Origin of the sequence: Streptomyces sp. NBC_00341, from assembly GCF_041435055.1 — a bacterium.
Classification (GTDB): domain Bacteria; phylum Actinomycetota; class Actinomycetes; order Streptomycetales; family Streptomycetaceae; genus Streptomyces.
Window position 1 is genome coordinate 4256133 of sequence record NZ_CP108002.1, and the last position, 13241, is coordinate 4269373.

The 13241-nt window shown below is 73.5% G+C and carries 10 protein-coding genes; 5 read left to right on the forward strand and 5 right to left on the reverse strand.

The window, feature by feature from the left end; genetic code table 11:
• Window positions 1-69: 69 nt before the first annotated feature.
• From OG892_RS19145 to OG892_RS19160, 4 genes are all read right to left on the reverse strand, one after another.
• On the reverse strand, window positions 70-468 hold the full coding sequence (locus tag OG892_RS19145; protein WP_073733378.1) for a hypothetical protein: 399 nt from the start codon (window positions 466-468) through the stop codon (window positions 70-72).
• Between the two features lie 121 nt (window positions 469-589).
• Window positions 590-2272: a hypothetical protein gene (locus tag OG892_RS19150; RefSeq protein ID WP_371629797.1), complete on the reverse strand. Its 1683-nt coding sequence runs from the start codon at window positions 2270-2272 to the stop codon at window positions 590-592.
• Window positions 2247-3035, reverse strand: coding sequence for a hypothetical protein (locus OG892_RS19155; protein WP_371629798.1), 789 nt, complete (start codon window positions 3033-3035; stop codon window positions 2247-2249). Before OG892_RS19155 ends, OG892_RS19150 begins: the two co-directional genes overlap by 26 nt.
• Window positions 3036-3187: 152 nt before the next feature.
• A complete protein-coding gene (locus tag OG892_RS19160; RefSeq protein ID WP_073733376.1) occupies window positions 3188-3919 on the reverse strand; it encodes a hypothetical protein in 732 nt (243 codons plus the stop codon).
• Window positions 3920-4298: 379 nt separating this feature from the next.
• On the opposite strand from OG892_RS19160, the gene OG892_RS19165 reads away from it, so the two are divergent.
• Window positions 4299-5003, forward strand: a complete 705-nt coding sequence (locus OG892_RS19165; RefSeq protein ID WP_073733375.1) for a 4Fe-4S single cluster domain-containing protein — start codon at window positions 4299-4301, stop codon at window positions 5001-5003.
• On the opposite strand, the gene OG892_RS19170 is transcribed toward OG892_RS19165, so the two are convergent.
• Window positions 4978-6153 (reverse strand): macro domain-containing protein, encoded by a 1176-nt coding sequence (locus OG892_RS19170; protein ID WP_073733374.1) that lies wholly within the window; start codon window positions 6151-6153, stop codon window positions 4978-4980. The genes OG892_RS19165 and OG892_RS19170 overlap by 26 nt on opposite strands.
• Before the next feature lie 341 nt (window positions 6154-6494).
• Here OG892_RS19170 and OG892_RS19175 point away from each other — a divergent pair, with 341 nt between their 5' ends.
• From OG892_RS19175 to OG892_RS19190, 4 genes are read left to right on the forward strand one after another with little or no spacing between them, the layout of a single operon-like run.
• Complete coding sequence (locus OG892_RS19175; RefSeq protein ID WP_371629799.1) at window positions 6495-8834, forward strand: protein kinase; 2340 nt, start codon at window positions 6495-6497, stop codon at window positions 8832-8834.
• The gene (locus OG892_RS19180) at window positions 8831-10471 is read left to right on the forward strand and encodes a hypothetical protein (protein WP_073733372.1); all 1641 of its coding nucleotides are present in this window, start codon (window positions 8831-8833) and stop codon (window positions 10469-10471) included. The genes OG892_RS19175 and OG892_RS19180 overlap by 4 nt, the downstream gene beginning before the upstream one ends.
• 60 nt (window positions 10472-10531) lie before the next feature.
• Window positions 10532-12619: an AAA family ATPase gene (locus OG892_RS19185; RefSeq protein WP_371629800.1), complete on the forward strand. Its 2088-nt coding sequence runs from the start codon at window positions 10532-10534 to the stop codon at window positions 12617-12619.
• Window positions 12616-13224, forward strand: a complete 609-nt coding sequence (locus OG892_RS19190) for an FHA domain-containing protein (protein WP_371629801.1) — start codon at window positions 12616-12618, stop codon at window positions 13222-13224. The genes OG892_RS19185 and OG892_RS19190 overlap by 4 nt, the downstream gene beginning before the upstream one ends.
• The last annotated feature ends 17 nt before the right edge of the window (window positions 13225-13241 follow it).

A 13241-nucleotide genomic window follows, 5' to 3' on the forward strand; every position in this document is an offset into this window, starting at 1 on the left:
CGCCGATCCTTGGCCTTCCCCCGCGGAGAAGGTCAAGGATGGCTGAAGGAGGGAGGTGGCGTCGGGCCCTCAGTTCCGGCGGGTGTAGAAGGCGTAGAACGAGGCCGCCAGCATGGCCGCACCGGTCAGCAGCCCCAGCACGGAGGCCGCGAGGACGCTCTTGCCGGACAGGCTGTAGAGGAAGCCGACCGAGCCGCCGAAGAGGATTCCGTAGGCCGCCGCCGCCAGCTCGACCGGCAGCCGCTTCTGTACCCGGCCCAGTCCGAAGCAGAGGACGGCGAGAACGGCGCCGGAGATCAGGCCGAGGGCGAGCTGCCCGCCGGTGAGCACACCACCGCCCCGGACGATGGACGTCGCGTACCAGCCGAGGACCACCCCGAGCGTGACGGGCAGCGCCCAGCTGGTGGTGGAGGGGTGCCGGTCACGCGCTCGCACTCCGCGTGCCTGCACAGAAGCATGTGCGGCCATGACGGGAAGCTCCTTCCGTCGCCCCCTCTGTCCCCCTCCAGAGCACACCTGCTCGCGCCGCGCGGCAACTCGAATGGCGCACGGCCCGGAGCGTTCCCGCCCGGTGGCGCGGCCCGCTGGGTCACGCGCCCCGGCGGGCCGGGGGCTCGGGCCGGGGCGGGAGGAGCGGCCATCTGGCTGAGTGCCTCATCGCCGCTTCGGTCACCGCAGGATCGCGCGACCGGGCCATCAGCCCATCCAGAAAGGCGTTGGCCGCCGCCTCGTACAGGCTGTCCAACGCCCGGCTGCGGGCTTCCACCGCCTGCCAGCGCTGTTCGGCACGGTCCTGTGCCGTCTCGGCGAGCGAGCGCGCATGGTCGACGGCCGCCCGTGCCTCCTCCCGCTGCCTGACCCTGTCGGACCGGCGCTCCAGCGCCGCACGGTACGCGTCCAGGAAGGGGTGTTCCCTGAGCAGTCCCAGCAGAAAACCGATGCCTCCGGACAGGAAGAGCAGGGATACGAACATCCAGGTGATGGTCTGGGGCAACAGGTGGAGACGGTCCGCCAGCGTCTGCGCCGTGAGGTCCTCCGCGCCACTGAAGTCACCGAGGTCCGAGGGGACGTCGACGGGGTCGGGATGCTGGAGCACCAGCCTGGCCCGCAGGTCGCCCAGGGCCCACCCGGCGAATCCCCAGACCCCCAGCAGGGCCAGGGCCGGAAGGGCGGCGGCCTTGACGGAGCCCGTTGCCTGGCGGCCCCGCAGGGTGCGTCCGGCCAGGTGCGGCAGGAGCACCATCAGTACGGCGGTGGAGATCGCCAGCGTGCCGGAGAGGAAGTCGCTGCCCGTGCTGCCCGTGCCGTGGAAGGGCTGGTAGGCGATCCAGTAGATCGGTATCTCGACCGCCGCGATGGCGAGGAGCACGCCCCACGTCATCCACGAGGGCATCCCCGGGCGAGCGGGCATGCCCTCCCAGCCCGGGTCGGGCGGCGGCACCACTCCGCCCACGAGCTGCCGCTCCGGCCCCGTCCCCCGTACGTGGGGCGGGGCCGTGGACGGCTGGGTGCCGGCCGTATGGCCCTCGGGATCGAGCGACTGCCAGCCCTCCTCGGCGAAACCCTCGTCGGGCGCCGGTTCGCGCTCGTCCTCAGGCACGGGGTTCGCGCCGGGACCGGCCCCGGGTGGTGCCCCGTCCGGATGTCGCGCCTCGTCTTCGTCGTCCGCGGGGGCGGAGTCGCGGAACCGCGCCTGGAGCCAGCTGACCTCGACCTGTTCCCGGACCCTGTCGCGGAACAGTTCCCACCGCACCGCCCGGGCCGCGAGCCGGTTCAGCTGGCTCCAGGAAGCCCGGACCTGCTCATCGGCCTCCCGCACCAGGTCATCCCGCAGCCGGAGCTCCGTCTCCGCGGCGTCGACCTCCGACTTGGCCCGCGAGTCCTCCACCGAAGCCGCCTTCTCCACCTCGGCCGCCTGCTCCGTCAACCGGCCCTGGAGCATGTCGCGTACGGCGGCGAGTTCGGCGAAGTAGGGCGCCCGGCCCTTGCTGTTGAGCACCCAGGGATCGAACACACCCGGCCGGGCGGTCCGGCCGGGCACGACGGGCACCCCCCTGCCCGCGGCCTCCTTCGCGCCGTGCCGCCGGGCCGTCCTGAGCAGGCGCCGCTGCTGCCCGTCCGTCATGACCATCGGAAGGCGTACGGAACCCGTCGGTTCCGGGGCCCGCCGTTCCGCACCCCGACGGGTCGCACGAGCACGCAGCGGGCCCGCGATCCGGGACCGCAGCCGGCGCGGCTCCTCGGAGTCACTTCCGGTAGTCGTCGTGGACATGCGCCTTCGCCCTTCCGCTCAGGATCTCGGACCAGAACGCGTCGAACGACTGGTACTCACTCGGTCTGGCGTCGTGCCGCATGCCGTAGCCGACGGGGTAGACGTTCATCCCCGCGATTCCCGGTACGCCCCGCTCGTCGAGCAACTTCTCGACCACTTGTCCACGGCTCTTCTCGGTGGTGATCTCACCTGTCCTGAGCGTGAATTCGGGGTCGGCCTGCTCGAAGTCGCTCACCACCAGCAGACTTGGCGTCCCTCGGTGGGACGGCATGGCGTCGCCGATCCGGGCCAGGGCTCCGAGCACATCGGAACCCCCCTGGGTACGGGCGCACTTCAGCATGGCGACCGCGCCCTTGAGCGCCAGGACCCGCGCGGTCCTGCGCATGCTCTCGTGGTCGGAGGTCGCGTCCCCCGGCGGGTCGAGATCGATGTCGCCGACCCGGCAGGAGGAGGTCTGCGACGAGCGGGTGACCGGCACGAACGCGATCGTGCCGCAGTGCCGTCCGGTCAGGAAGGGGACCAGCGTGGACTCGAGTTTCGCCTTGGCGTCGAAACCCTTGCCGTCGGCGTCTCCGGAGCCCGATCCGTCGATGACGAGTCCGCACGGCGTACGGAGACCGTCGGCCTCGGCGGACGAGGAGCAGCCGGCGGTGGCCGCGAGCACCGCGGTGAGTAGCAGGGCAGGAACGCCGCGCCGGAGTCGGCCGGACCTCCGGGGCAGCCGGGTGGCGGGCGGACGGCCGGGCAGGTGAGGCAGGTTCATGGCACTCTCCATGTGCGTGCGGTGGTTCACCGTTCTCCGGCAGTCCTCGCTCCGGAGGTGGTCTCTCCGAAAGTCGTGTCCCGGGAATTCGCGTCCCGGAGAATCGCCGGTGTTCGCGGGCGGCGCCGGGGAGGGGGCCTGCTTCGGGCGGATCATCCGTGCCCCCGTTCCGGATCCGCCGCGGCGTCCCCCTGAGGGATACCGGCCCCGGCGTCCCTCCCGGGCTGTGCGGCGAGGATGGCCAGCGCACGGACCACCGGGTGGCCGGACGGGCCGGGGGCCGGTGCGGGCCACGGTCCGCCGTCCGCCCACAGCCAGTCGTCGGTGCGCCGCCAGGACTCGTCGAGGTCGACGCGGCCGGGCAGTCGCCGCAGGTGTCCCGCCGTGAGCGGCCCCTCGGACGGCGGCTGGAAGCTGACCAGGACGGCGTCCCAGTAATGGGCGAGCCGCTGGTTCGCCTCATGGGTCAGGACAGTGGCCCTGACCCGGCACACACCGGCCGAGGTCCGCCACACGCCGATGAGTTCGCCGTACCGGGCGAGGGCGGCCGGCGTGGGGTTCTGCCGCACGTCGTACTGGGTGACCACCCGTACCGACTCGGCGTGGATCCGTGCGCACAGCGCGCGTTCACCGTGCAGCAGCCGTGAGCGCAGCCGGTCGGCCCCTCGCGACGCGCTCGCCCGTATCCCCAGCACATGGGGGGTCAGCAGCTGCGGGTACGGATCGGTGTCCCGCTCCCAGGTGTCCGGGTGCGGCAACGAATCGAGCCGGGCCCGCAGGCCCGGTGCGTCCTTCCGCCCCTGACGCCGGTCGTGGAACGCCGTGGTCCGGCCCGGCCAGGCGTACCGGGCCGAACTGCTGAACCGGCCCGTATCGATTCTCATGACGCAGTCCCTTCCCCCGTCACAGTTCCCTTTCGGTAATTCCCTTTTCATTCCGAAGCCAAATTCGAAGCCGAATCAGGAGGACGGAGCGTAGCCGACGGAATAAGGTAGATTTCCGGCCTTTCGCCCAGCCATTCGCCCCGGCGGGGGCCTTCCCGGAAGACATCCGGAATCGGCCCGGAAAGCAACCGGGACGCTCCCGGAAACGCCCGGAGATACACCGGAAGAAATGTGCGGCGCCCCGGCCATTCCCTCGATACTCGATTCCGGACGGTGCATGCCGGGGCACGATGCCCGGCCCGGCCCGCCCGGCAGTGTCCCTACCGCCGCGCCGGCCTCACCGGTACGGACGCGGGTCGCGAAAGAAAGGGGGAGGCGGATGAGGATCGAACTCAGCGGGACGCACTTTCCGCTGGAGACACTGGGTCCCGGCCGACGGCTGGGCATCTGGCTGCAGGGCTGCCCGCTGGCCTGCGCCGGCTGCATGTCGCGGCACACCTGGGCGCCGCACGGGGGTGAACCCGTTGATGTGGAAACGCTGTTGGACCTGTGGCGCGCCGCGCTCGCCGACGGCGCCGAGGGCCTGACGGTGAGCGGCGGCGAGCCGCTCGACCAGCCCGTGGCCCTGGCGGAGCTGCTCCGGGGCGCCGCGCGGCTTCGTTCCGCGCATCCCCGTCACGGCTCGGCCGCCGACGGTCTCCCCGCCGACCTGCTCGTCTACACCGGGTACGAGGAGTCCGAACTGGACGTTGTCCGGCATGCCGCCCTGGCCCACGCGGACGCCGTGGTGACCGGACGTTTCCGGATCGCCGAACCCACCCGGCTGGTCTGGCGCGGCTCGGCGAACCAGCGGCTCGCGCCGCGCACCGCGCTGGGCCGGATCCGGTACGCACCGCATCTGGGCCGGGAGGCGGACGGGCCGTCGGTGCAGATCGTCGTGACGCCCGCAGGGGCGTCGACGGGGCCGGCAGGCCCTCCCGCGGTACGGCTCCTCGGAGTCCCCCGGCGAGGGGAACTCTCGCACTGGGAAAGGTGGCTGGGTGAACGTGGGTTACGGCTCAGGGAGCGGAGCTGGCGACCGTGAGCAGCTTCGCCAGTTCGGGGCGCTGGGCCACCAGGTGCACCGTCCAGGACGGATCCCGGCGCAGTTCCTCGTGGACGGCCCAGCACAGCCAGCGCGCCGCCTTCTCCGGCGGCAGCCCATGACCCGCGCCGAGCAGGGGGAAACAGAGGGAGGAGAGTGGCGGGTCGTAGCTGTCGCGCTCCGCGCGGGCCAGCCGGAAGCTCGCCGATACCGCCTCGGCCAGGACGTGCGGATCGACCCGGTAGCCGTGACCGTCGCTCGTGGGGGAAGCGACGGCCGCGTGGTGGATGCGGCGCACCCCGCGCTCGGCGAGGGCGCCCGGCGAGGTCGGCACGACGGTGCCCGGCCGTACCGGCAGCCCTGCCCGGCCGTGGGCCCGCATCCACTCCTCCAGTTCACGGGCGAGGACGTCGTCGACCGTCTCGCCGGACTCGTTGCGGATCGCGGCGGCCCGGCGCAGCGACCCGGACACCGTCGAACGGAACGTCTTGGACATCTCCAGATAGATGTTCTCCGAGGACACCAATATGTCGATGTCCCGCAGCAGTTCGATGGACGCGACGTGCACGCTGACGCGCTGCCCCGCGACGGCCGGCAGGGGCGGACCGGTCAGCCGGGCCGGTGGATCGGGCACCGGCTCCGGTGTCCTCGCGGGCGGTACGCCCGCCTCCTGCGCGACCGGACCGGCCGGGGACCGTCCGGAGGCGGCCGTACGGGCCACCGCCAGTACCGCGAGCGCCAGTTCGTCGGTCACTTCCCGCTCCTGGCTCTTGCGGAAGCGTTCGGACGTGACACCGTAGACGGCCGCCGCGGCCTTCCGCCGCTCCTGGCCGGACACACCCCGCCGGTCCGGCAGCAGCCCGAAGGTGTGTGCCGCCGCCCTGGCCAGCGGGTCACCGCGGGCTCCGTCGGCGGAGAGGGTGTGCCCGCCGAGGTGCCGTACCCCGGCCCGCAGCAGCGCCTCCACCCCGGCGGCCGCGTCGTCGGACCCCACGCACAGACCCGCGGCGACGGCCACCCGGATCAGGCCCTCGGGCCGCAGTGTGCGCAGTCCGGACAGACCGGGCCTGCGCAGCGCCCGCAGTTCCGCCGCCAGCCGCTCGGCACCGGGCAGCGGCACCAGGGCGCGGCCACCGGGGGTCCCGGGCACGCCGGAGCTCCCCGACCCGGGTGTTCGGGGTGTTTCCGGGGCTTTGGACCCGAGGGGGCCCGGGGTGGACGAGGAGTGCGGGATCTCCTGGCTCATGGCCGCCACGATATGCCCGCCCGCGGGCGGGCGGGAGGGCGTCTCGGCCACCTCGGCCGGCCCTCCGCCGACCCGTGGGGGCGGAGGCGCCGTGCCCGTCCGCCGCACGGGCTTCGCCCGGCGAACCGGAAGCGTCTGCTCCGTCCGCCACCGGGCGCCGCGGCCACCGCTTCCGTCCTGCCCGTCGCCGTCCGCTTCCCCTTACTCCTCGCCGACACCGTCACCGACACCGGAAGGCCCGTCACATGAGCATTCCGCCGCCCACCGAAATGGATGTCCACGAGTCCGGCACCGGCTACGACAACCGACGGGACGCGGAGAGCCGCAGGGGGCTGGACCGGGTGCCGGCCGCGCTGAGCGGACGCTTCGACCTCACCCAGGTGCTGAGCAGCGTCCACCGGCCTTCTCAGGCCGTGGTGCTGCGGGTCAAGGACAGGGAAGCCCGGCACATGCCCACCGATGTCCCCCTCGTACTGAAGTGGTACCACCACCGGTTCGGCCCCGACCCCGGCGTCCGCCGCTTCCTGGCCGAGAGCACCGCCGGGCCGGTCGCCGGGCTGCTGGAGAGCGGTACGGCCGACGGCCACCCCTACGAACTCGCCCTGTCCTACGGCGAGACCGACCTCGCCCGCTACCACGCCGGCCACCCGGGACCGCTGTCGCCCGCCCTCGTCCGGGCCGTCGTGGAGCAGCTCCACCAAGCGCTGGTCGCGGTGCACGCGCGTGACATCGTGCACCGCGATGTCACGCCCGACAACGTCATGGTGCGCATCCAGAACGAGGACCGCCCCGAACTGGTGCTGATCGACTTCGGCGCGGCGGTGCACCAGCCCCAGCAGGACCGGCCGGGCCGGCGCGGCTGGGTGGGCAAACCGTTGTACCTGGCGCCGGAGGCGGGACCGCACCGGCAGGCCGTGACCCCGGCCGTCGACTGGTGGTCCCTGGGCATGGTCGTCGCCGAACTGGCGGGTGGCAGCCACCCGATCGACTTCCGCGGCGATGAGGAGGTACTGACCGAGGTCGCGACCCACGACCCCGAACTGCCCCTGGTGACCGACCCCCGCATGCTGCTGCTCTGCCAAGGACTGCTCACCCGAGCCCCGGAGCACCGTTGGGGTGGCGAGCAGGTGGCGGCCTGGCTGCGGGGCGAACACCCGCCGGTCGCGCCCCGGACGACCGGTGCCGCGCCGCACGACCTCCCGCCCCGGCGCACGCTGCGGCCCTTCCCCTTCATGGGCCGGGACGTCACCGGACCCGAGGAGCTGGCCCGTCTGCTGGACGTCAACCGCGTCGCCGCCGGGCGGCTGCTGGCACGCCGGAACCGGCGGGCCGGACTGGTCGAATGGCTGGGCCAGCTCATCGACGCGCCCGGCCGCGGCTCCGAGGAGAGCGAACAACTCGTCGCGCTGTGCTCGGAACTCGGCGAGCCGCCGGATGCCCCGACCACGACACGGCTGATCAACTGGCTCGGCCCGCGGCTGGACGTCTCCCACCACGGCCTGCCCCTGGACACCCTGGGCATCCGGCGTCTCGCGTCGGCCGTCGCGGACGGTGACACCGAGGCCCAGGCGGTACTGACCGACCTGCTCCACCACGAACTGCTGCCCCTGCTCGCCGAACGACCGGGCGGCGCGGGGCTGGACGAGGTGCAACGGCAGTGGTCCGCGCACCGTGCGGCCTGGCGGCCGCTGACGAACGAGATCCTGGCGCGTGGCGGACCCCGCGACCGCGGCGCCGCGCGGGCCCGGCTGCGCCACACGGCCGCCGTCGACGCGGCTCTGCTGCGCCTGGCCCGTGAGCCGGGGCGGGTCACCGCGGAGCTGGTGCGCGGGGCCGGCGCGGTGCGCGACGCTCTGCCGGTGCCCGTCGAGTGGTACGACCGGCTCGTCGCCGATCCGGACGACACTCTGCGCCTGACCGCCGCGCGGCTGCTGGCCGATACCGCCGCCACCGAGGCCGGGGCACGCCACGGAGAGCTGGCCGAGGCGGAGGCCGACCGGCTGCTCGCCGCCGATCTGGACGCCACCGCCGCCTGGCTGCGCCGGCTGGAGCGCCCGCCGACGCTGGGCTGGGCGCTACTGGGCGCCACCGTGGCCACCGTGCCGTGGGGTTTCGTGATCGGGCTCGCCGATGTCGCCGGATGGGCCTCTCAGCAGGCGGTCGTGCTCGCCTGGGGACAAGCCCTGCCCGCCGCCGCCGCGGTGTTCGCCATGGAGCTCTCCGTCGCGGCGTTCATCGGCCCGCCCGCCTACCATCCCCGGTGGTCGCTCGCCGGGCGGCTGATCGCCACCTCGGGGCGGCCCGCCCGGTTCGCCCGGTCCGGCGGCCTGCGCACCCTGCTGCCGTCGGCCGCGCTGCTGGCCGCGGCGGTCGCCCTGGCGGTCTACGCCGTCACCGTCGCACCCTGGGCCTGGCCGGCCGGCACCGTCGTGGCGCTCACCGCCTGGACGGTGCGCCGTCTGACCTCCCGGCACCGGGAACTGCACCGGCTGCGTAACCGGGCCGCCATGCGCACCGCGGCGGCCGGGCCGACGGCCCTGCACCCGGCGCGGCGGCCGTCCCCGCCTCGTGGAGGAGACCGATGAGTTCCGGAATCGCCCTGCCCTCGATCGGCGACGTGATGCCCACGCTGGACTACGCGCCGACCGGCCAGTCCGTCGGCGGTCTCGTCCCGCACGGCCAGGCCTTCGGCCACGCCGGCGTCGGTCATGCGCCAGGAGTGGGGGACGCCGTCCACCAGGCCGGCGGACACCTGGCAGACGCGGCTGCCCACGGGCTGCACGAGCTGCTGGCCCCGGCTGCCGTCGCCCTGGGAGCCCTCAGCGGAGCGCTGCTGGCCGGACGGGCCGCCCTCGTCACCACCCAGGTCCTCGCGGCGGCGGCCGTACGGGCCGCCGATGAGCAGGCGTGCCTCGAACGGAGGCAGGAGTCGGCCGCCTGCGCCGCCCAGCAGTGGGAGGCCGCTGCCTTCGCCGCCACACGGGCGAACGCGCGGCGGGCGGCGCTGATCGCACGGGTGCGGCGGGCCGCACGGATGGCCTCGCCCGGGACTCCCCGGCCTCCCCGGCCCGGCCTCCCCGGCCCCCTCAGCCCGGTGGGCATGCCCCTGTGCCGCTTGCGCGAGGAACTGGCGGTCCTGGAGGACCGGATGTGCCGTGCCGAAGCCGCGCACGCCGACTGGGCCCTGCGGGAGATCGGGAACGCCTTCGCCGGCCCGGACGACGACACCTGGCAGCGTGAGCTGCGGGCCCGGCGCGCGTCGGTACCGGCGGAAGCCGGCACCTCCGCGCACCACGGGAACGAGGCACTGCCGCAGCCGCCGGCCGCAGAGGAGCTGCGGTACGAGGACGCCGTACGGATCGGGGCCCAGCTGCTCGCCGGCCTCGACCCGGCCGCCACGCCCGCGGACGCCGCGCCCGCCACCGCCGCGGTACGGCACGCGCTGGCCTCCGCCGTGGACCGGCCGGCCAAGGCCCGTACCCACCTGCGCGAGGCACGCCGCTTCGTCGCCGACACCAACCGTGCCGTCCGGGCCCGCCGCGACACCGAGGAACGGGCCGCGGCACAGCTCCACTTCCTGGAGATCACCGCCCGGACCGACACGGACCCGCTGCACCCCGCTCCGGCCGAGATCGCGCTGCTGCACAGGGTGCTCGACGAGGGCCGCCCACTGGAACCCCACGAGCAGCGGCAGGTGGACGACCGGGTGACGGAGCGGCTCGCGGAGCTGGAACGCCGGTACATCGAGCGGATGCTGCGGCTCGCCGTCTCCGGGACGGACCGTTTCGACGACCGGTGGACCACCACACCGCACCAGCGGGACCGGCCCACCCGCATCGACTGGACACCTCCCGGCTGGGACGACGGGCACTGGCTGCGGTTCGCCGTGGACGGCAAGCACGCACGGGTGGTCACCATGCGCCGCGAACAGCCCGGCGAACGCGATGCGGACGCGCTCGCCCTGGACGACGAACGGTGTCATCAGGCGGCCGGCCACCTGAGCGGGCTGCGGGACACCACGCTGCGGCTCGGCGTCGTCCTGGACTTCTCCTTCGAGGAGAGCGGCACCCTGCCGGGCGTACACGGGGAGGAGGACGTCCTCGTCCTCGACGAGGGCACCGCCGGCGCCCGTGCGCCGGTATCCGGGGACAGGACCGAGAAGCGGGAGCGCCGGGCCACGGACGGGCCCAGGTACCGCACGGCTCCGGCCGACGACCACTGACCCGCCGGCCGGCAACCGCCCGGCGGGCAACACACACGACCGAGGAAGCGGAGGAAGGGTGTGAGTACCCATGGCATCGAGGACACCCGGTCCCAGGAGGACGGTACGAACCGTCCGGGCGGCGGCTCAGGACTGGTCAAAGCCCCGGACGGTGCGGAGGGAGGGGGCCCCGAACACGCGGCGCCCCGGTTCGTCACCGAACTGACCGGCACTCTGAGCGTGCATTCCCAGTACGTCCTGCACGGCAACATCCAGGACCTGCACCTGGTGCGCCATCGGTCCCGGGAAGCCCACCACTCACTGGTCGAGGTCGTGTGGAACTCCCTGCGGCCGCTGGGGTACCAGGCGCTGATCCGCTACGACCAGATCCGCGGCTTCCGCGTCGTCGCGGGCCCCGAACAGCTGATGGCCGAGGAACTGCTGCGCACCTCCCGGCAGTCCACCACCCGGCACCGCCCGTCGGACCTCACGGAGATCGAACCGTCGCTGCGCGGCATCGTCACGGGGTGGGCCGAGCAGCGGCGCGACGCCCAGGGCAACGGTCATGCGCGGGAGCCTCTCCGGGTCGCCCTGCTCATCGATCACGCGGCCCGGCTCACCACCGATGTCACCCGGCTCACCGAGTCCGAGCGCGACTTCTTCATGAGCTGCCTCCAGCTCGCCGATCAGGCCGCCCCGGTCCCGCTGCCACCGGGCGTGCTGTCCGCCTCCCGCAGCCGCGGCTCCACCCCCCTGTTCAACCCGGTCATCTGGCTCACCGAGGGCGAACGCGAGCTGCCGAGCTGGCTGGTCTCCGGCAGTGAACGCATCCGGACCATCGCGGTGCCCGAACCGGACGCCGACGAACGCCGGCGGATGGCCGTGCTCCTGCGGCACGACCACTCCGTAGCGGCCCGGCTCCGGCCGGGCACGGCGGGCGACGACGGACACCGCGCCGATGGCGGGGCGACGGGGAAGGACCCTGTGGACGCCTTCGCGCGGGCCGCCACGGGTCTTTCGCTGCGGGCCATGCGGCAGTCCCTCGATCTGGCGGTCGCCCGGGGGATGCCGTTCGGCGCCATGCCCGACGCGGTACGGATGTACCGGCTGGGAGTGGAGAAGAATCCGTGGCGGCGCGACGAGATCCGGCAGCGCATCATCGCGGGCGAACGCAGCGTGCCGCACAGGGTCCTCGGTCAGGAGGCCGCCGTCTCCATGACCCTGGACATCCTCAAACGCGCCGCGATGGGCCTGTCCGGCTCCCAGGCCAGCAACCCGGGCCACCGTCCGCGCGGTGTGCTGTTCTTCGTGGGGCCCACCGGTACGGGCAAGACCGAGCTCGCCAAGGCCGTCGCGTCGGTGCTGTTCGACAGCGACCAGGCCTACCTGCGCTTCGACATGAGCGAGTTCTCCTCGTCGCACTCGGCGGACCGCCTGGTGGGTGCCCCGCCCGGCTACGTGGGGTACGAGGCGGGCGGGGAGCTGACGACGGCGGTGCGCGGCAATCCGTTCCGGGTGATCCTCTTCGACGAGATCGAGAAGGCCGACAAGGGAGTTCTCGACAAGTTCCTCCAGGTGCTGGAGGACGGCAGGCTCACCGACGGACAGGGTGTCACCACGTACTTCAGCGAGTGCGTGCTGATCTTCACCTCCAACCTGGGGGTGCAGCGCACCGACCCGCACACCGAGGAGAGGGAGTGGATCGTGCACCCGCAGACCCCCTACCGGGAGCTGGCCCGGACCGTGCGGCTGAACGTGAAGCGCCACTTCGAGCACGTCATCGGCCGTCCCGAGCTGATGAACCGGCTCGGCGGCAATGTGGTGGTCTTCAACTTCATCGCCCTCGACGTCGCCAAACGGATCATGACCCTCCAGATCGACAACATCCGGCGCCAGTTGCTGGCCGAGCACCGCGTCACCCTGGAGCTCTCTCCGCATGCCCGGGCCCAGCTGACCGAACACTGCACGAAAGACCTGTGGAACGGCGGCCGGGGCATCGGCATGACGCTGGAAACCCACCTGATCAACCCGCTGGCCCGCGCCCTGTTCGCCGATCCGACGATCGGGGCGGGCTGGACCGTACTGGTGCAGGACGTCCATGAGCGCGACGACGGCCGGGTGGAGATCAGTACCGAGGCGTCCCCGGGCTTCGTTCCGGCGCAGCGTTGACCGGGGCCGTCCGGGGCGCCGGGGTGGACGACGGGGGCCGCGACGACGCGTACGACGATCTGGACGAGTGGGAGCCCGTCCTGCCCGAGGGCGTACCCGCGACGCCGCCACCGCCCCCGGAGAGCCCGGCGGCCGACTCCGGCGTGCGCTGCCCCGGTTGCGCGGCTCTCGTGCCCTCCGTGACCGTGCGCTGTCCGCGCTGTCTGGCCCGGGTCGGGAGCGGGGAGCCCGGAAGGCAGCGCGCCCGCGGCGGGCCGATGCCGGCCGGCGCCCGCGCGGTGCTGTACTTCGACACGCTGGCCCTGTCGCTTCCCGTCCTCCCCGGGGAGCCCCTGCGGCTCGGCAGGGATCCGGGCTGGGCCCCCGACTCGGCCGGTTCCTTCAGGGAGCAGACCACCGTGTCCCGTCGGCACGCCGGCGTATCCCTGGACCCCGACGGGACGGTCTGGGTCACCGAGGAGACCGGCGGGACCATGAACGGCACCTGGGTGAACGACACTCCGCTGCTGCCCGGCGAAAGGCACCGGCTGCGGCACGGTGACCGCCTCCGGCTGGGCCGTACGGTCGGCTGCACCGTCCGCCTCGCGGGGGAAGGGCCTTGCTGAGACGCCGTCGCCCGGCG